The sequence below is a fragment of the Mesorhizobium sp. M1D.F.Ca.ET.043.01.1.1 genome, from assembly GCF_003952385.1.
GTDB lineage: Bacteria > Pseudomonadota > Alphaproteobacteria > Rhizobiales > Rhizobiaceae > Mesorhizobium.
The window spans coordinates 1,585,531-1,605,429 of sequence record NZ_CP034444.1 but is presented as its reverse complement, the minus strand read 5'-3'; the positions used below and the strand labels follow the sequence as shown (position 1 = coordinate 1,605,429).

The following is a 19,899-nucleotide window of genomic DNA, read 5'->3' as shown; positions in this document are numbered from 1 at the left end:
CGCGGCGATGAGCAGGTACGTCGCACCCCGCTTGGCCTGCCCATGACATCCGTAGAGATAGCCCAGGACATGCAGCAGATGGACCGTGTCATGCGGGTCGGTCAGATTTCGATTCCTTCCTGCATGCGACCGAGCAGATCGCGATGACGCTCGATCTCGCCCTCGATCAGTGCCCTGGCGAGCGTCTTGAGCTGCTCGCCGCCCTCGAGCTCAGGGACCAGGTTCGTTATGAAATGCTGGAGAATTGGCACGGAGCGACGCAGGATGGCTGGCTCCGGAATGGCGGGCATGACGAAGTTGATCAGGATCTCGTCCAGCGATTCGCCCGCCGCTTCTCGAGAGGCCTGGAACTCCGCCGTCTCAGGCCTTTCTGCGGCAGCAGCCGCTTTCGTCCCCTGGGCGCGCTTTGCGGCCTGGTCGACGCCATTCATCCGTCGCCGGCTGATGGTTTGGTTGCGCACGCCTTCCGCCTGATGGACGTCACGGCCGGCAGTATCCATCCTCGCCGAATCGAAACGCGGCCCTTCGAGCCGGCGGTTCACGGATATTTCAGCGCGACCGTAGCGCCGCCCTTGGTCAGCAGAAGTTCCGTCTCGCCGATGTGCTTGATGGTCCAGCCGTCATCCGTGAACGCGCCTTCGTGATAGCGCGCGCCGTCGGCTGCGATGACGTAAGGCCGCTCGCCATACCAGATCGCCTGCAGCGTCAGGCGCGGCGCCTGCGGTGCGTTGCCGACCATGACGTTGGACACCAGCGGGACACGGGTGCCGAACGCCTCGTCGAACCAGGATTGCGTTTCCGTCCAGACGCCGCTCTTGTCACTCGGGATCATGCCCGAAACCACCAGGCGGCCGGGCGATCGCTGGACCGTCACCGTGTTTATGCCGGACTGATCGAGACGCAGTTTGAGCTGGCTTTCCGCTTCGGCGACAGTCTGAATTTGCGCGGGCGATGAATCGTCCAGCACGCCCTGGCCTTGCTCGCCGGCAAAAGCCATTTTGACATGGCCGTCCTGGGAAGAAGATGTCTGCGCGCCAATGTCGGACTTGGCGAGAGAGAACCCGTTGGCGGCGACGGAAACGGCGAAAACGGCAAAGAGAACGCTGCCCGCAACCAGCATCGGTCGGTCCGCAACCAGCATCGGTCGGTTGCCGATCGACCACTGGTTCGGGGGGCGTTCCGGATTGACCAGCCGGATGCGGGCATCGCCGATGCCCAAGATGATCGGCAACCTGCAGCGGCTGCCTTGACCTTGACGGATGATCTCGCCCGTGGCGAGCGCGACATCGCCGCCGACGGCTTCGACTTCAAACTGGCCGCCCTTGCGCCGCAGCCTGGCGTGGATCGGAGCGATGCCGGCATCTCTCAGGACAACGTCCGATTCGGTGCTGGAGCCGATCGTATACAGGGGCTCGACCAGACTGAGTTCGGCACCGGCATGAAACCCGTGGGTTACGCTCAGCGCAACCGATTTTGCGGTTGCCGGCGACGGAGCGAGAATCGACGGGAGCCACCGCGCCGGCGCGGCATCCAGATATCTGCCGATAGGACTAGCGGTCATGCCACTTCATCTCCCCGCCGGTGAGGATTTCCAATGCAGCCGGACGATGGCGGTCGAAAATATCCGCCATGAAGTACGCCGCCGATTGCTCGCGGCGGCGCATGGGTTCGAGCATCTCCTGCGTCAGGCCTTCTCGGCCGACTCGCCGAGCGTCTTGGCGGTGCTCATCAGCATGTCGTGCTGGGATTTCGCCATCTCCTTGGTGATCTCCAGGCTGAACATGCGCTCCTGCTGCTTGATCATCTTGTCCAGGTTCTGTTCCGGCGACCCTGCAGAGCCGGACGTAATGGGAGGGGTGGCAGCCATCATTGTCTCCTTGAGGGGCTATTCAGTTTGCAAGCCCGGGCCCAGGCGGCCCGAGACTTTGCTATAACAACTTAGGGCAGGACGATCGGAAATGAAAGTCCACTTGGAATATTTGAGGCTAGTTTGTTCCAACTGTTGCGTTTCGGGCGTTCACGGAGTAGCCTGACCGACGGGGTTGGATGGGGTAACGGGAATGGAAAAAGGTCCTTTGGCGGAGCTGTTGGTCGAACGGTTTGAAAACATGCCGCCGCAACTGCGGGTGGCGGCGCGTTTCGTGTTGGATCATCCCAAGGACGTGGCGCTGATGTCGATGCGCGAGCAGGCGCAGCAGGCCGGCGTTTCGCACAGCACGATGATGCGGCTGGCGCGGTGGCTCGGCCTTGAAGGCTATGAGGACATGCGCAGCCTTTATGCGCGCGCGCTGCGTGAGACGACAGCCGGAGAACCGGCCCGACAGGGTGTCGAACGGCATGGCGATCCGGGATATTCGACGGCCGGCGTCGTTGCGGACTCTCTCGCAGCCCAGATTTCAAGCCTTGGCGAGTACGGCAACGCCATGCAGTTCGTCGCCGCCGCCGAGTTGCTTGCGGGAGCGCGCAATCTATTCGGTCTCGGCTCAGGCGCGGCTTACGCGATTGCGAGCCATTTCGTTCACATCATGTCGTTTGCGGCTGGCGGTGAGCGCAAGGTGACGCTTGTCGGCGAGATTGCCGGACAGGGTCTCAATGCGCTTCAGCATGCGGGGCGCGGCGACGTGCTCCTTGCTGTGGGCATGTCGCCCTATGAACGCATGACGATGGAGGTGGCGCGCCAGTCGGCCCGGCAGGGGGTCAGCGTGGTGGCGATCACCGACAGCAGCGTGTCGCCGCTGGCCCGGATCGCGCGGGAAACAATCATCGTGACCTCAAACTCGCAATCGTTCTTCCGAAGCATGTCGCCGGCGTTCGCCGCCGTCGAAATCCTGGCTGCGCTGACGGCGGCGCGGTCCGGAACGGATGCTGCGGAACAAGTGAAGCAGTCGGAAGAGCAGCTTGCTGCTTTCGGCATCTATTGGAAGCCCCCTCGATAACAGCGGAAGCGATCGGGGCGGGCGTGACGGCGGCCGGGCTGCCGGTGACAGTGATTTCCGGAGGTCGTCCAGATGGTTCGCCCGATAACGCTCACCAAGCCGCCGCTCCAGTCGCAAAAGGTCGATCCCAAGGCAAACGCGGCACAGATTGCGCGGCTGGAGGCGCAGGCAGCCGAACTGCGGGAACAGATCAGGCTTGCCAATAGAATGGGCGAGCGCGATTGGGCGACGCAGGCCCGCCAAGAACTGGCTCAGGTAAACACGCAACTAAGCTCGCTTCAGCCGAACCCGGCAACGGCTCCGGCGACGCCGGGCGTCGTGAACGCCGGTAATGGCACATCCGGCAATGGCCCCACGGTGGCGCCGGCCCTCTATGTGCCCAGCGATCTCGCGTCGACGCCCGTGACGCTGGTGGACTTCGATGGCAGTCCGCCCAAGAATGATCCTGCTGCCGCGGCCACCGCTCGCAATATCGTCAACGACGTTACCGGCGGCAAGAGCATCGACCAGATTGCCTCTGCCCGTCACATGACGCGCGAGCAGGTCATCGGCGCGCTCAGATCCGGCGGAATGACCGTGTCGACCGCCGACCCGACGAGCGGCAACGGCGACGTGCAGACGACGAAGATCACGGATGCCGACGGTCGCACCGTCACGCAATATTACGATTACCAGCACGACAGCTACTATACGAGCGTCCAGGCACAACCCAACGGCGCGGCAACCACCACGCCGGTCCGCGACGGGCTCGGGCGCAAGGAGACCAACAGCTACAATCCCGATACCGGCGCCATCACGACGCGGTATGAAGACGATCTCGGCACCGGCACCGTCACCGAGCGGACGTCGCTGCCCAACGGCGCGTCGGTGGAAACGGTGACGCCGGGCGCCGGACCTTCGCTTCCCGTGACCACCGTCACCGGTCCAGACGGCAGCAAAACCATTCTGAAGCCCTCCCAGGATCCAGGTGGCGCCAGCACGCAGAACATCAAGAACGGTCTTGCCGACGGAAAAAGCATCGACCAGATCGCGAAGGAAAACGACCTCACCAGCCAGCAGGTAATCGCCGAACTGCAAGCCGCGGGCTACAAGGTCACGACCGCCAGCAGCAGCGACGCGCAGTCTGTCGAGCTCGTCGACCCCCGCAGCGGCGACAAGACCGTCTACTCTTACGACTATCAGCACGACGTACGCACCGTCACGACCACGGCCGACGGCAAGAAAACGTCGGTATCCGTCGATGGCAAGGGAACCGAAACCAAGACCGTCACCGACCAGGACGGCCGGGTGACGAAGACCACCACCGAGAAGATCAATGGCGGCGAGCCTGTCGAGTACGAGGTCAAGCCGAACGACAACCTGACCCTTATCGCGCAGCACTATGGCGTGACGCTGGATGATCTCAGGCGGACGAATCCGGGGCTTTTCAGCTCGTCGCGCGACCCGAGCACAATCCATACGGGTGAAAAAATTACTATCGACAACGGCACCCGCACGACGGTCGAGGTCACATTCAACGGCTATACGCTGACCACCAAGCCCGATGGCAGCATAACGCTGCACAACAACACCACCGGCACCGACCTGAAAATCGAGGCGGGAAGCACGCAAGAAGCCCTGGCCAGGACGCTGCTGGCGGTGAACCCCAACAGCAGCGACCCCAAGGCGGCAAAAGAGGGCGAGGTCGTGAAGACCTTCGTCGAGGGGCTGTTGGCAGGGGAGACCCTGCCCAGCCTGATCGACGCCGCGGAAAAGGCCGGACAGGACAAACAGGACCTGATCGACAAATACGACCTGGGTACGCCTGCCAAGCCCAAGCTTAACGGGCAGAACAGGGTTGTCGATCCATTCGGCGATCCACCCCAGGGCAACGCCCCCTCCGGGGGAAAATGGATGCCGATGAAGATAGATGGCGTCTGGAGGTGGGTCGATCCCCAGGTCGCCCAGGCCATCATCAACGAGAACGTCGCACTGTCGCGCATCACCGAGACGCGGGCTCTGGCAGGCCAGCGGCAGGAGCAGTTCAACGTCGATCTGCTCGATCCTGCCTATAAGGATGCCGTCGACGGCGCGCAAACCATCATAAACAAGGCACTGGCGCCGCACGGCCTGCAATGGACGCCGCAGAAACCCAAGGGCAGCCTTGCCGATGCGCAGGCGCGGCTGACCAAAGCCAACACCCTTCTGCAGAACGCACAGGATGCCCGGGGCGAGTATGAGAATGCCGGGCGCGTCCTCAAGGATGCCATTGCCGGGCAAGGCAGGCTCACTCCTCTGGGCGATCCGAATGCGCCGTCGGCCAGGGCGCGGGGCACTCCCGACCTTGATCCGAAATACGACCAGGGCGTCGCCGACCATAGCGCCGTCGACAAGCTGTTTTCCGAGGTCGGCCTGCATCTGAGCAAGGGCGACAAGCTGACCATCGACTACCTGGTTGGGCAGGCCGAGCTCGCCGGCGTCCCCGCGGACTCCAAGGATTACAAGGACCTCAAAGCCCTGCAGACGACGGCAGGCAACCAGCTCGAACTGGCTCAGGCCTACCAGGACTATTTCGACGCCCATGCCGATGCCGCACAGGTCAACGCGCGGCAGACGGACCTCGAGCAGAAGCTGGCTAACGAATATCTCAGTAAGCAGAACTTTAACTTTGACGAGAAGTACAATCGCATCAATGGCGACTACCTCGGGCACTACCAGAACTCGACGCTCGAGATTCGTGACGGCCAGCTCTGGGTGGTCAACCACTTCGACGAGGGAACCACTGAACAGCAGCTGACCTACGGCCTGAACGACAAGCATGTCAGGGGCGAATATCGCGATCGCCAGCTCAACAAGGACTGGCAGGCGCTGCTGGCCGGCTACGACTCCAACGCAAAAATGTGCACGGCAAATGGCCTGCAATCGGTGAGGTCCAGCGAGGAGCAGGCGGCAAAGAGCCTCAACGACGAGCTGTACCGGCAGCTCGGCGACAGCCTCGCCGATCTAAACGCCAAGCTGCCGACGCTGCAGACCAATTTCGACAACGCGCTGACGCATCACAAGCCGGGATCGGTCGATGCTCCCGAAGGCACGTTGCCCGACGGCGTGCAGCCGGTCGAGATCAATGTCGGCGGACAGACGATCAAGGTGGCGCCGGAGGTTGCCCGGAACTACAACGAGCATGGGATCGATGCGCTGACCCAGGGCGGGAAGGCGATCTGGATCGACCTTGATACCAAGGATGACGACCCCAATGGCCGCTGGGTCGATCCCGAACTGGCGGTCGCCAAGCTGAGGCTGGAGGCGACAAGGCTTCAGATAAGTCAAATCCAGGATCTGCGCAGGCAGTTGCAGGGCTTCAACGACTATCACGAGCTTCGGCTCAGCGAGCCGTCTCTGCTGGCCGATGACAACACCACTGTCGACAAAACCTACCTGGACGAGCACGAGCAGCAGACGCTCGACGCCATCTATCAGCCGCGGTTCCAGCAACTGCTCGACAGAGGCTACGACAAGGAGTTCCACCAACAGTTCGGCAAGGATCTGGATACCACGGTAGCCAAAACGCTCGGCCTGGACAGTTCGACCGATGACGGCCGCGAGGCGATCGAGAATGTGACGGGCGAGATCCGCGATATCGGCGGCGACAACCCGTATGTGCGTCGCGTGCCGATCTTCTATGTCGACGACCAGGTCGGAACGCAGCAGGTGGCGCTGTTTGCGGTGCGCGACGGGGACGGCAACACGCGCTACGTCGACGCGACCGGCAAGAAGTTCGACGATCTCGGCGATTTCCAGGACAACAACAGCCAGTTTAGCGAGAACGGCAAGCTTGTCGTTCCCAAAGGCCTGGAAATGAAGGCGGGCGCCGACGGCAAGATCGCGCTCGAAGTGGTGAAAGCGCGCAACGTCTCGGTCTGGGACAAGGTTGTCGATCCGGTGGTCGGCATCGGCACCGGCATTGCAACCATCCTGTCGTTCACGCCGGCCGCGCCGGTCGCCGCACCGCTGGCCTATGCGGGCGCGGCCTACCTTGGAACGAGGGCCGTCATAAACGAGGTGAACCACCTCGACCATGGCGGCGAGTGGGACGACACCGAGTCAATGATGAACATCGCCAGTGCGGCGACCACGGTTCTGCCCATGGCTTCCAGCGGCCTTCGCACGATCGGCATGGCGGCGAAGAGTGAGTCATTCTTGGCAGGCGTTGTCGCCAGTCCCCGCGCCTTCGCCGGCAGCATCGGCGCAACACGGTCGAACTGGGCGTTGGCAGCCGAAACCCGCACATACATGCAGTCGAGCGCCGGACTGAACAAGGCGGCGTGGGGGATGGATGTCGGTTCGGTGATTGTCGGCTCACCGTTACTGGCAACATCCGCCTACGATCTCGCCGCCAACGGAGACCAGATGAACGGTCTCCAGTTTGCCAACGCGCTTACGGGTCTCGGCACCGGCATTACCGGCACGGGGCTCGGCATCCATGGTCTGCGGACGATGCGGCCAGGAACGGGCACGCAGGACCCCGACGCTCCCGGTGCTGATGCCAATCCGCCGCCCGGCGGCGACGGACCGTTCCAGCCGCCGCCCGGCGGCAAAGGACCGTCGCAACTGGCGCTGGAACCCGGCCCTTCGGGTCGTCCGATGGATGTGTACGAAATCGGCGCCGACGGCGTTTATCGGCCAACAGGAAAGCAGGTCTTCCACGACCCCAGCCACCCGGTGATCCCAGGAGAGGTGATCAAGACCGATGACGGCAGCGGCAATGGCTCGACGGCACAGCCGGGCCGCGATCCTGACGGCTCGACTGCCTCCAGCACACCGCACCCCGCCGACGGCGACCCCATCGTCGTGCCGGGTAAGCCAACAGGAAAGGACGGGTCGGTACGCCTTGTCTGGAATCCGGAGACACGCAGCTTTACCGGCATGCCCGAGCGCGACACGAGCGGCTACGTCTACACCAGCGGCAAGGATCCGAAGACCCCCTCGGCCTATCTCGACGGCTTGACCGCCGAGCAGCTTGTGAGCCGCTATGAACAGGAGAAGAGCTATTACTCCAACCGCGAGTTGGCCGAACGCTACGGCCCGGACGGAGTCCAGATACCGCGCACGCCGCTTCGCGAGACCCTGCCGGACTTCCGCGTCGGCGTCACATTCCGGGCCCGGCTGAACACGGGCCAGGCGTTCGGGATCGGTTCGCCGACCGTTGCTGCCGTCGGCTTCGGCGTTGGTACCAAGACCGATTTCGGCATGATCGGATGGTCGATCGTCGACAGCGTCAGCCAGCGCAGCCTGACACCGTTCAAGGACGCGCTCGGCACCCAGGGCGTCGTCTCATACCGGGCCCGCGAATACAGGAACATCACGGCCCTTCAGGCCGGCGTCTGGCCGGTTTCCAACCAGACAGCCTTGCCGGTGCGCAGCAGCGATCTTTCGGCGGCGGCCGGCAAGGCGGTGTTTGGCGATGCGACCGGCTACGGCGCCACCCCGCTGGATGCTGCCATTGTCGGGATGACGCCAGACGGTGAAGGCACGGTGGTCGAGATGACCTACACGCCCTCGCTCAAAGGCGAGGAGGCCGCGCTCGCATCAGGCCAGCATGATTTCTTCGGCGTGCCGGCCGAAAACAGCGCCGGCCATGTCGCGCTGCAGGGCACGCTTCCATTCGATCGCGTCATGACCGAGACCAAGGCCGGCATACGCCTGCCGATCGTGGCCAACCATGTGACGGCGGTTGACCAGATGCCGCGCATCGGTTTCGAGAAGCGCCCGGAACAGCCGGTCAAGGACACGCTCCAGCCTGGCGACATCGTCTCGAAGCAGGTGTACGACCAGATCCAATCGGCCCTTGGCTCGACGACCCTGAAGATCCAGTTCGCGGTCAAGGACCCCGCCAAGGCATCAGAGCTCGTCGCAGCAATAGGGCAGGGAGACGGCATCCGCTCGATCCACGATCTCGTCAAGTCTGGTCAGATCGATCCATCGAATACGGTCTCCCTCGTCGACGAGCCGACGCTAAGCGGGTTCAGGCTCTCGGCCATACCGGGCAAGGCGCCCACGGCAGATGTAGTCTTGCTGACCGGCGATAAGGCTCGCGTCGTCAACCCCGAAGCGATGCTCGTCGACGTTATCTTCAACGACAGCAACAGGCTGCCGGGCCCGCTGGGTTTCAATCCGGACCGGATGGTCACATCCGCGACCTACAAGGTGAAATCGACGCTACAGTCCTGGCTTCCGGCGCGTTTCCAATCCGATGGGGCGCCACAGTCCCGCTACATGCCAAGCGCCGGCAACATTTACAAAAACCTTTACGGTTCCGACGGCACTCCGGCGACACGCTACACGGTTTCGTTCTCCACGCCACCGCTGCCGGCAGGTGCGGTGGCTTACAGTGCCGAAGTGAGATTCCAGTACAAGACGAAGGCGGCCAAGACCGCTCCTTCGATCGCCAAGGGCGAAAACGCGACACTGGCCTTCGATCGGGCCAATGGGCAAAGCGAAACGCTGACGGTCCCGGCCTGGCTTGCGCACGCAGTGGAATCCGGGCGCGACGGTGCCGCGACCGGCATCCCGAAGGGCGGCAAGGCGTCCTTCGACAAGTTCCTGAGCGGACTTGAGCAAAGGGCAGAGCCCGACCAGCTTGCCGCAATCGAGCAGTTCAAAAGCGATTTCGGCCCGTCGATCGTCGACGGTGGATTCATGCGCCAGAACGTCGCCGATGGCGTGCTGACATTCCTTTCCTCGCAAGCGAGGCCGCCCGAGGCCGGTGGGGACGGCATCCGACCTGCGCCCAGGCCAGCGCCTAGAGGACAGGGATTTGCGCCGGACGGGTCAAAAGGCCCATCATCCGCCAAGCCGCTTACACCCGACGAAATCGCCGCCAACCGCCAAGAGGCGGCAAGCCTGCTCGATGACATGCTCCCTCAGAGCCTCGGCATGCCGGAGGTCACCAAAACCAATCTCATCGACCAGATCAGCCGGTCCCCGACCTTGATGAAGCTCTTGCGCGACGCTCACGCGAAAGACGTGCGCATCGTAAACCCGGCGCGGAACGATCTCAGGATTTCCGACGCCCAGTCAGGCGACGACCTGACCGCGACCGGGTCACAATATATCGGCGACGTGGAGGTCGTCTTTGTCGACGCCGAGACATTCCGCGCTGACGACACGGATGGCGACACCGTGGTTGCGGAGTTCGTCGACATGCTCGGCCACGAGTTGTCGCATGTTGGGGACGCTCCAATCGATCTCCATCCTGCCGATTTTTCAGATCGGCAGGCCTATAGGGATGCGGTGGTCTCCGCCTATCTGAACGTCGAGGGCGAGGCGGGATTTGTTCAATACGCTGTTGCCGACGAGCTTGCGACTAACGGCGGCAAGCCGGCAGCTATCCTCGGTGCCGACTGGAATTCCGCTCAAGCCGATGTCTTCGCCCGCTACCAGGCTGGCGAGATTGATCGAACACAGGCCGTTGACGAGATGGCGGCGCTCTTCGGGGATAAGGAGCCAAGCACTGCGGACGGAACCTACGTGGATTTCTACAGCCGGTACGCCGATGGCGTATATAACGAATATACCTCTTCTGGTTCTGGTTTCACCGGCGAAACTGGCCGTCCTGCGCCGGCAAACAAGGCTCCGAACAATGGACCGCTCACCCGCGATGGCGTCAGAGCCACCCCGCTTGACCAGGTGCCGGGTCTCCCCATCGGCGATTTCCAGCCGAACCAGGTTCCATGGCTCAAGCGCGAGCAGGTGGCCGAACTGACGGAGCAGCAGTTCCGCGTCATGGACCAGGCGGGCTTGCTGCCCTATCTGACCAAGACCCAATTGCGCGGTATTCCGAAGGCGAAGACAGGCTATATCAACATAGCGGGCCTCGACGGAAAACAGGTCCCCTGGCTCACCGAGGGCCACATCCGCAATCTGACCGACCCGCAGTTCGGTGATCTCGGCAAGGCCGGTTTTACCCGTCTCCTGACGAGACCGCAGGTACAGGCGATCAAAGGAGACAAGGTCGGGTTCGTTGACGTATCCAAGTTGGATGGGCGCCAGGTTCCGTGGTTCAAGGGGGGCCAGGTCGCGAAGTTCACGTCACCGCAATTCAAGGACCTCGGCGAGGCCGGATTGCAGAAGAACTTGGTCGAGCACCAGGTCCGGGCGATCCCCGAGACCATGATCGGTTCGGTGGACGTGGCGAAGTTCGATGCCAGGCAGGTGCCGTGGCTGACCGGGAGGCAGATCCCGGCGCTGACCCGCGATCAGTGGGGCGCTTTCACCATCCACCACATCGAAGCGCTGACCCAGCCGCAGATCGAAGCGGTGACACCAAAGCAGTTCGAGGAAATGAGCCCCGGCCAGTTCCGCAAGTTCACGCCCGAGCAGTTCGAGTGGATGAGCGGGGAGCAGACGAACGGCCTCTCCGTGCTGCAGGTGACGACCTTTCGGGCCACCCACAAGAAGACGATGACGCCGGATCAGGCTGCCAGCGTCGATCTGGCGCTGCGCCATGCCAGGATGCGCGAAAACGCTCAGGCGCTCGCCACCTTTGGCGGCATGTCGACCACTTCCTATGTATTGTGGAGTTCGCTGCCCCCGACCTGGAGCGCAACGGCCGGAGCGGTGGCATTTGGCGTGCGAGGCTTCGTTTTCGGCACGCAGGCGATCTTCCCCAACGCAACCGCAAACAACAAGCCGTTCGGGCGATTCCTCAACGCGCTTGGCGGAGCCACATTCATTGCCGCGGCGCCGGGTGCCGCGACCGGGATGATCCAGGGCAAGGATCTTGTCGTCAACAGCACCTTCTCGCTCGGCAACGTCGTCTATGGCACGAAGTCGATGCTGCAGTCGTTCACCGGCAGGCCGGTGATCCGTAACCTGGCCGAGCATCTGGCCGGGCCCGGCTACGTGCTTGGCTGCGCCGTCTATACGCTGCACTCCTGGCCGGCTCCGATCGCCACAGTCGCCGGCACCATGTTCACGTTCGGCTGCGCGGAGTTCTGGGCGTCGGCCATAAGGACGGACCGGATGAATCGTCGTTCGGTGCCCCGAACCGATGCCGATATCGCGGCGGCGGCAAAGTCCGACAAACGATGGGCCACAGCGGATCGATGGACGCTGGGCATCACCTTTGGCATCGGAATGCTTCTCTTCTCTCTGGACTCCCTGCTCGCGCAGCCCTGGGACCCGAAAACGACCCCTCCGCCCGATCCAAAAAAGTCGGATGACGATTCCTCGTCCCAGCAGCCCGACGATCATTCGGATGTTCCAGGTAAGCCGAAGACCCCGCCCGAAAGCTTCCCGCAGCTCGTGGTGTCGGCGGATGACGGCCTGAATTTGCGGAGCAAGCCCGACGGCGATTCCGCCGTGGTGACGGTTCTGCAACCCGGCACGTTTGTCGAGCAGACGGCGAAACCCTCGACCGATCCGTCAGGAGAGGCCTGGATGCCCGTCGAAGGTTTCGGACCGGACGGCGAAATGCACAGCGGCTGGGTTTCCGCGGACTATGTCGAGGTTCATCCCGCCGGCAGCAGCAGCTCCGAGGGCCGCACCAATCCGACGCTGGAGAAAGGCGGCTATCGGTGGGTCGAGGTCAAGAATGGCGACAGCATTCGCCTGATCGCCAATGCGCATTCGGCCGATGTCGCCGATACGGTGGTGCTGAACATGGATCATATTCTGAGGCCGGATATGATTTTCTCCGGCGACCGCATCTACCTGCCGCTTGCGTCGGTGGGCTGAGACGGCGCGGGCTCGACTCGAGAGTCATCGGCAGGCTGCCCCTTGCCGATGCGCGCGGCATATGCATGTGCGATGCAACCCGCCAGCTTTGCCGCGCGCTCCGCTGTCGGATTCGATGGGTCGGAGGAGTAGGAGGCGGTGAACCGAAGGTCGGAGGGATGCCATTCGCAGTCGACGATGCGCAGGGCGCCGCTGGCGGTATGATCCTGGACGACTTCCCTGGGGAGAGAGGCGATCCCGATGCCGTTCAGCGTCATCCTGATGGAAGCGGCCAGCGAATTGGCCGGAAAGATACGCGGCGTCGCTTCGAGCTCGCCCGTCAGCTTGCGGTAAAGCTCGCTGTAGGGTCTCGTCGTGCGCGCATAACTGATGATTGGGAATTGCATCAGGTCGTTCAGCGTCAGCTTGCCTCGGTTGGGCAGGTTCAAAGCGGGCGAGCAGACCCACACGAGCGGAAACGATGGCAGCTCCACGTTCTCGATATTGTATTCCAGGATAGGGCCCATCAGCACGGCAAGATCGAGCCGGTGGGACATGAGCTCATTGCGAAGGGTCGTCGTCGTGTCGACGACGATGTCGGCATCGACAAGCGGATAGTTCGCCTGCAATTCCTTGAGGAAATCAGGAAGCCATGTGTGCACGATGGTCTCGGCGATCCCGAGTCTCAGCACCCCTGCCGTTTCCGAAAGAGAGTTTGCCATCAACTGCAGCCGTTCGGCCACGCGCAGGACGCGTTGCGCCGGCGGCAGCAGCCTTTGTCCCTCGGCGGTCAGCCTTACGATGCTGCGCTGCCTCTCGAACAGCTTGGCGCCAAGCGCTTCTTCCAGACCGGCGATTCGGGTCGAGACAGCGGGCTGTGTCGTGTTCAGGCGTTCAGCCGCCTTTCGGAAGCTTCCGAAAGTCGCCACCAGGAGGAAGGTTTCGAGCTGCTTGATGTTGAAAGGGATCACGATTCAATGCCGGACAATAATCTGGGCGCCGATCTTCACTCGGTCATATAGGTCGATAACGTCTTCGTTGGTCATTCGAATGCAACCGGAGGAGTTGGCCTGTCCGACGGTCCATGGCTGATTGGTGCCGTGGACGCGATAAAGCGTATTGCCGATGTACAGGGCGCGCGCGCCCAACGGGTTGTTGGGGCCGCCCGCGACCCGAACGGGCAGGAAGCGGCCTTTCGATGCTTCCCTGGATCGCATTTCGGCCGGCGGCCGCCACTCCGGCCAGTCCTTCTTGCTCGAAATCGTGTCGCGACCCGACCACTCGAGTCCCTCCTTGCCGACGCCCACCGCATATCGCAGCGCCTTGCCGTTCCCCAATATGTAATAGAGGCGTCGCTCCGTGGTGTTGATCACGATTGATCCCTTCGGGTGAACCTCGCCGAAATCGACGACCTCCCTGGGGATTGCCGACCATGCCGGCCGCGTTTCTCCACCAGCGGCCTTGTCGGGAGCGGATGGCGAGATCAGCACATTTCGGGCTTGATCGTAGCTCCAGCTTCGCGGGTCGTAGCCGCTGTTCGACTGACCCTGCGCCGGCGACATGGCGGCGGTCAACGTGGCGGCAACCAGAACCGACTCACCCAAGCCCCTGACGAGACGCGGGTCGATCAGGATCCAGCGCCCTTGACTGCCCGCAGGAGCTTTCAAGCTCGAGAGCAGGTTCTTGCGTGCTGCCACAGGGGCCGATCCCTTTCAAATTCGAGCAGGAAACCGGCAACCACCAACCGCTTCTGCCTGATTCCATGCGCACCATATCGCTTTGCTCGCCATTCGCAACATTTGGAACCAAGTATGCCTTGGCAGTCCAATTGGACTTCCAATTTGGCAACGCGCGCGATAGGATGAACGCGGCGGGTAAACCAGGAGACGGGCGACGCGGGCTATCGCTCCGCTCCCCAGCGATAGGACCAATGTTGACGGCACGCGGTATCTGCCAAGCGCACCGGTTGTCGAAAGCCAGCGCTGCCTTCGTGGCCGGCGGCCTCGCGGTCATGCTGATGTTCGGCCTTGCTGCGTCGCGGGCGGATGCCGCCGAGCCGCGCTGGCCCGCGGGTCCTTACAAATACATCACCATCGATCAGTCGGTGACGGATGCGCTGGTCGAGCTCGGCCGCAACATGCGGGTGCCGATGCGTGTCAGCAAGCTCGTAAAGGGACGTTTGAGCGCCGGCATGCCGGTTGGCACGGCGCGCGAGTTTCTGGAAGAGATTTGCAATCGATACGGCCTGGTCTGGCATTTCGACGGTATCGTCATGAACGTCGCCACCGAAACGGAGGTCCAGACCGCGCTGATCCCGCTCGATGCCAACACGGCCGCCGGCGCGCAAGATCGGCTTTCGCGGCTGGGCGTCATCGATCCGAAGTTTCCGGTCAAGGTTTCCAAAGAGGACGACGTCGTCTCGGTATCGGGGCCGCCGTCCTATGTGGAACTCGTCCGGAAGACACTTGGCGTTCCCGCATCGAGCACGAAGCAGGAGCCCGGCAAGGTCGTTTCGATCCGCGTTTTCCGCGGCAGCAAGCCGGCGGAGATACAGAATGTGCCCGTCAAACCGAACTGAAACAGGAGGCAGGTTCATGCAGATCGCGCCGATTGGAGCCTTGGAGGCGACGCTGGCAAGCTTGACCACCGGCGTAGGCTCGCAACAGCAGATCAACGCCGGCGCGGCGGCGCAACCGGGCAACCGGATGGTAGGCACCAAGCAGGAAAAGCACGATGCCGCGCAGCTCAACGCGCCAGAGCGCGGCGATGTCGCTGCACGCGCGGGCCAGCAGGTGGCGCAGGCGTCGTCCGGAGCCAATCCGGCAATGGCCGGACAGTCTTCCAAGTCGGAAAGGGCCGGGCCGATCGTCGAACGCCAACTCTTCGACTATCTGGCCGAGGTGGAGAAGGCTGGAGGAGGAGCGGTCACGAATCCCTCGGCCCTGTTGGGGTCTGTCGTCCAATCGCTGGAAGGAACCATGCAGCAGGTCCAAAAGGCCCTCGGCAAGGCGAATACGCCGGCAAACGCCGAAACGGCCGCCACGCAGGATGCCGCGCCGTCAAGCAAGGAAGCGGAAAATGCACCGGCAAAGAATGCCGAGCAGCTGCTCGAACGATCCATTTCGGTGATGTGGGCGGCAGCCAATCTCGAGCTCGTGACGAGCAGCGTGAAGGCCGTGACGTCGTCCACCAGCACGCTGATCAAGCAACAATAGGCGCTGCGAAGTGCTCGTGCCCGAATTGGTCCTGCCGCGGCGGTCGGCGCTGTTCAGTCGATGTGTCGCGGGGTGCCGCGTCGCGCTTGTTCTCGTGGCCATGCTTTTGCTCCAGGCCTGTTCGGTGGAGCTCTATTCCAACCTCAATCAGCGGCAGGCCAACGAGATCGTGGCTACTCTGATGCGTCACGGGATTCCGGCACAACGCGAAGCCGGCAAGGACGGCAAGATGACGGTTTCGGTGCAGAAGGGCCGTTTCGCCGAAGCCATGGCCATTCTCGACGAAAGCGGCTTGCCCAAACAGGAATTCCAGACGCTGGGTGAGGTGTTCAAGAGGGACGGGCTTGTGTCTTCGCCGGTGGAAGAACGGGCAACGATGATCTATGGCCTGAGCCAGGAGCTTTCGCAGACAATCTCGGAGATCGACGGCGTGCTTTCGGCGCGCGTTCATCTTGTCCTGCCCGAGAACGACCCGCTGAGACAGCAACTGGTGCCGTCGTCCGCCTCCGTGTTCATCCGGCATCGCGCATCCGTGCCGATGAATGACCTGATCCCGCAGGTCAAGATGCTGGTGGCCAAGGGCATCGCCGGACTGACCTACGACAACGTCTCGGTCACGCTCATTCCGGTTGCCGCGACAGCCCCGGAACCGGACTCCGAGGCCGGCTTCACGACCTTCCTCGGTCTCTGGCTGCATCCTGACAGCGTGGCGGCCGCGATGTGGCTGTTCTACGGCATGGCGGCGGCGATACTCGCGCTGGCCGCCCGGTTGGCGTACCTGCAGTGGTACCGACGGCCCGGTGTCTACGCCCTCGACGCTTCCGCAATACCTGTGAAGAAGACATGACCCGGGCCCGCTCGGAGCAAGCCGCCAGCCCGCAGTGGCAGGCATTCATGTCCGGGCCCGCATCCTATGCGGACGCGGCTCGGCTGGCGGAGTGTTTTGACGGCATGATCAGCGAGGCTGCTTGCCAACGCATGCTGCAGTCGCAACGCCTGCATGAGCGGTTGTCGAAGCTTCTGCTGGAGCACTACCGGCTCTCATATGCAGCCGATGAACCGTCCGACGAAGTGGATCGGGCGATCGCCCTGTCGTCGGGCGAGGAGCTGGAGGAGCTCGCTCTTCGCTCGGGAGCAATCTACTGGGCGGGCAGTCTTGCCGCCGTCATTGACGGACGCGAGGCCGATGCGCTGCAGGCGGCGCTCGGCGCCGATCTCTGTACCTTCGCCGTCGCCAACCGCGACCTGGCCGGTCCAGTGCGGCCGTTGGAGCCCTTGGAAGATATCCGCAGTCGCATCTATGCCGACGGCGTGAGCTGCCTTGGCGGGTGGTGCCAGGCGATGTCTGGCGAAACCGGCACGCGCGTTCGCCTCAAGCTCATGCCGCACGAACTCATCGACCGGACGGCCAAGCCTTTCGTAGAGTGCGGTCCGGCGATCGTCCGGCGCGCGATGGAGCTGGCGTGATGGTCGAACCCGGCCCCGCGACCACCGATACGCCAAGGCGGCCCTACGCCCGCATCCTGCGCGCCGCCGAGGCGCGCGCCTGGCAGGATGGCTATGCATTTCTCGATGGCGCACGGCGTGATGCCCAGCAGATGCGCGACGCCGCCCGGCATGCCTATGCTGCCGAATATGCGCAGGGTTACGAGGACGGCAAGGCGCAAGGCGATGCGGATGCCAGCCGGCTGCTAAGCGAAACAGCTGTCAAGGTCGATCGCTATCTCGGTGGGCTGGAAGCCGAAGTCACCAGTCTCGCCCTCGAGGTCGTCAGGCGAATTCTGGGGGAATTCGACGTCGGCACGCTTGTGGCAAGGGCCGCAAGACAGGCCGTGACCGAAATTCGCCGAGCCAAATATCTGAAGATCCGGGTCCATCCCGCTTCCGTGGAAAGGGCTCGCGAAGAGCTGGACGCGGTGTTGCGCAAGAGCGATCTGGGCATGACGGTCGAAATCGACACGGACGATGCGCTGGCGCCGGCCGCTTGCATCCTTTCGACGGATGTCGCCGTCATTGACGCCAGCATCGACGCCCAGCTCGATGCCATCGCCGCGGCAATCTCGTCAAAGGGCGAGGCGCCGGCATGACAGGTCCAGCCATCGATATCGAAGGTCGTCTGGCGGCCATCATTCCGAACCTCCGTTCCGGCCTGCGCGACGATGCCAGCCGCCCCCGGAAAGGCCGCGTGCGGCGGGTGGTCGGCACGGTCATTCATGCGACCGTGGAAGAAGCCCGGATCGGGGAGATATGTGAGCTGGTCGACCCCAAGGCCGGCAGGACGACCAAGGCGGAAGTCGTCGGGCTCATGGATGAGATGGCGATCCTTGTTCCGTTGGGCGATCTGACCGGCCTTTCAAGCCTGACTGAGGTCGTCGCGACCGGAAAGGATCAGCTGGTAGCCGTCGGACCCGGCCTTCTGGGCCGCGTGATCAGCGCGTTCGGCGAGCCTTTGGATGGCAGGCCGCTTTCGCCGGACGGCATTGTCGGCAGCTATCCGGTCAATGCCTATCCGCCGTCTCCGCTGGAGCGCAGTTTGATTTCCGAGCCGATCCAGCTTGGCATCCGCGCCCTCGACGGGCTGCTCACCTGCGCGCGCGGGCAGCGCGTCGGCATATTCGGCGAACCCGGCGTCGGCAAGTCGATCCTGCTCTCCGATATCGTCAGCGGCACCGACGCCGATGTTGCGGTAGTCGCCCTCGTCGGCGAACGCGGGCGCGAGGTGCGCGAATTCGTCGAACACCAGCTTGGACCGGAAGGTCGGGAGCGGGCGGTCGTCGTCGTCGCGACGTCGGACCGGCCCGCCATCGAGCGCGTCAAGGCCGCTTATGTGGCGACCAGCATCGCTGAATTTTTTCGCGACCAGGGCAAGCATGTGTTGCTTGCGATGGACAACATAACGCGGTTCGCCCGAGCGCAGCGTGAAATTGGCCTGGCCTCGGGTGAGCCGCCGACGCGAAGAGGTTTTCCGTCTTCGCTGTTCGCGGTCCTGCCGCGCCTGCTCGAGCGCTCGGGGCCCGGCCGCATCGGGTCCATCACAAGCCTCTACAGCGTCCTTCTGGAAGGCGACGGAACGCTGGATCCGGTCGCCGAGGAAATCCAGGCGCTGCTCGATGGCCATGTCTTCCTGTCGAGCGAACTTGCGCAACGCAACCATTTTCCTGCCATCGACGTCCTGCGCAGCAGGAGCCGCCTGATGGATGCCGTCGTGCCGTCGACACATCGGACCGACGCCGGCCACCTGCGCGAATTGCTCGCCCGCTACGCCGACATCGAACTTCTCTTGCGTGTCGGCGAGTACGAAAAAGGTAGCGATGCCGTGGCGGACGAGGCGATGGCCAAGATCGACGCCATCACCGCCTTCCTGCGTCAGCCGTCCGCCACGCACGAAAGCATCGAGAGGACTCGGCAATTGATGCGGGAGATCGTCGATGAAGGAGCGTGACATGATCGCCCGGTTGCGCGACCTCAGAAGTCGCCGTGAAGAGCGCGCCAGGGAAGATGTGGTCAGAAGGCACGCGGCTGCGCAACGGGCGGCATGGCAAGGCCAGGAAGCCGCCGTCGCGGTGACGGATCATCTCGAGCGCACGGTCGACGCCGAAGATACCGCCTTCGGGGCGCTCGTTGGACAGCCGGTAAAGGCCGCCAGGCTCCGCCGGCTTCAGGGGCGGTTCGAGGGCGCTGCGAGAAAAACCGAGCAGTTGCGGGAAACCGCGAAGATGGCAGCGCTCGCCGAGCAGCAACGCCAGGCGGAACTGTCGATGGCCCGCAATGATCACCGCGCGAGCATGAAGGCGGTGACCAAGGTGGACAGGCTGTCGGAGCAACTGGCCAAGCGCAACGCGCGTCGTCGCTTGGCCCTCGCCGAGCTTTCCGAGGAAGAGGAGCGCGGCCAACCGCGCCCGCCCGCGGAACAATAGCCCAATTCGTGATCGACATGGATGTGATGCCTCAAGACTTCGCTCCGGCGAAAAGGAAAGCGCGGCTGAAACCGGCGAAACGGGCCGCCGCAGGCTCGGGCGGAGGAGCACGCCTGACGTTGCAAACTGTGGCGCCCG

The 19,899-nt window shown here is 63.3% G+C and carries 14 protein-coding genes and 1 pseudogene; 9 read left to right on the top strand and 6 right to left on the bottom strand.

The genetic code is table 11. The features are described 5' to 3' along the window. Positions 1–101: 101 nt before the first annotated feature. The 3 genes from EJ067_RS08020 to EJ067_RS08010 form a co-directional block, all read right to left on the bottom strand. Entirely contained in the window at positions 102–500 is a 399-nt protein-coding gene (locus EJ067_RS08020) for a hypothetical protein (protein WP_126085474.1), read from the bottom strand. A 38-nt stretch (positions 501–538) separates the two neighbouring features. Next, positions 539–1,561 carry an EscD/YscD/HrpQ family type III secretion system periplasmic domain-containing protein gene (locus EJ067_RS08015; RefSeq protein ID WP_126085473.1) on the bottom strand — a complete coding sequence of 341 codons (1,023 nt, stop codon included), beginning with the start codon at positions 1,559–1,561 and terminating at the stop codon, positions 539–541. A gap of 123 nt (positions 1,562–1,684) precedes the next feature. Beyond that, positions 1,685–1,870, bottom strand: coding sequence for a hypothetical protein (locus tag EJ067_RS08010; protein WP_189510473.1), 186 nt, complete (start codon positions 1,868–1,870; stop codon positions 1,685–1,687). A gap of 217 nt (positions 1,871–2,087) precedes the next feature. On the opposite strand from EJ067_RS08010, the gene EJ067_RS08005 reads away from it, so the two are divergent. Beyond that, on the top strand, positions 2,088–2,936 hold the full coding sequence (locus EJ067_RS08005) for a MurR/RpiR family transcriptional regulator (RefSeq protein ID WP_245468210.1): 849 nt from the start codon (positions 2,088–2,090) through the stop codon (positions 2,934–2,936). 72 nt (positions 2,937–3,008) lie between these two features. Next, the gene (locus EJ067_RS08000) at positions 3,009–12,650 is read left to right on the top strand and encodes a LysM peptidoglycan-binding domain-containing protein (protein WP_126085470.1); all 9,642 of its coding nucleotides are present in this window, start codon (positions 3,009–3,011) and stop codon (positions 12,648–12,650) included. Here the strand turns inward: EJ067_RS08000 and EJ067_RS07995 are convergent. From EJ067_RS07995 to EJ067_RS07990, 3 genes and pseudogenes are all read right to left on the bottom strand, one after another. After that, positions 12,623–13,372, bottom strand: a complete 750-nt coding sequence (locus EJ067_RS07995; protein WP_245468289.1) for a substrate-binding domain-containing protein — start codon at positions 13,370–13,372, stop codon at positions 12,623–12,625. The genes EJ067_RS08000 and EJ067_RS07995 overlap by 28 nt on opposite strands. A 93-nt stretch (positions 13,373–13,465) precedes the next feature. After that, positions 13,466–13,558 (bottom strand): annotated as a pseudogene (locus tag EJ067_RS35155) (LysR family transcriptional regulator); the annotation flags it as partial. A 45-nt stretch (positions 13,559–13,603) separates the two neighbouring features. Beyond that, positions 13,604–14,326, bottom strand: a complete 723-nt coding sequence (locus EJ067_RS07990) for a L,D-transpeptidase (protein WP_245468209.1) — start codon at positions 14,324–14,326, stop codon at positions 13,604–13,606. A 233-nt stretch (positions 14,327–14,559) separates the two neighbouring features. Between EJ067_RS07990 and EJ067_RS07985 the strand changes: the two genes are divergently transcribed. The 7 genes from EJ067_RS07985 (at position 14,560) to EJ067_RS07955 (ending at position 19,761) form a co-directional block, all read left to right on the top strand. Continuing rightward, positions 14,560–15,207 (top strand): type III secretion protein, encoded by a 648-nt coding sequence (locus tag EJ067_RS07985; RefSeq protein ID WP_245468208.1) that lies wholly within the window; start codon positions 14,560–14,562, stop codon positions 15,205–15,207. Between the two features lie 16 nt (positions 15,208–15,223). Next, positions 15,224–15,844: a hypothetical protein gene (locus tag EJ067_RS07980; protein ID WP_126085468.1), complete on the top strand. Its 621-nt coding sequence runs from the start codon at positions 15,224–15,226 to the stop codon at positions 15,842–15,844. A 100-nt stretch (positions 15,845–15,944) separates the two neighbouring features. Beyond that, complete coding sequence (gene sctJ, locus EJ067_RS07975) at positions 15,945–16,691, top strand: type III secretion inner membrane ring lipoprotein SctJ (RefSeq protein ID WP_168247633.1); 747 nt, start codon at positions 15,945–15,947, stop codon at positions 16,689–16,691. A 47-nt stretch (positions 16,692–16,738) separates the two neighbouring features. Continuing rightward, on the top strand, positions 16,739–17,311 hold the full coding sequence (locus tag EJ067_RS07970) for a SctK family type III secretion system sorting platform protein (protein ID WP_189510470.1): 573 nt from the start codon (positions 16,739–16,741) through the stop codon (positions 17,309–17,311). Next, complete coding sequence (gene sctL, locus EJ067_RS07965) at positions 17,311–17,931, top strand: type III secretion system stator protein SctL (protein ID WP_126085466.1); 621 nt, start codon at positions 17,311–17,313, stop codon at positions 17,929–17,931. Before EJ067_RS07970 ends, sctL begins: the two co-directional genes overlap by 1 nt. After that, on the top strand, positions 17,928–19,286 hold the full coding sequence (locus tag EJ067_RS07960; RefSeq protein ID WP_126085465.1) for a FliI/YscN family ATPase: 1,359 nt from the start codon (positions 17,928–17,930) through the stop codon (positions 19,284–19,286). Before sctL ends, EJ067_RS07960 begins: the two co-directional genes overlap by 4 nt. Next, a complete protein-coding gene (locus EJ067_RS07955; RefSeq protein WP_126085464.1) occupies positions 19,273–19,761 on the top strand; it encodes a hypothetical protein in 489 nt (162 codons plus the stop codon). Before EJ067_RS07960 ends, EJ067_RS07955 begins: the two co-directional genes overlap by 14 nt. The last annotated feature ends 138 nt before the right edge of the window (positions 19,762–19,899 follow it).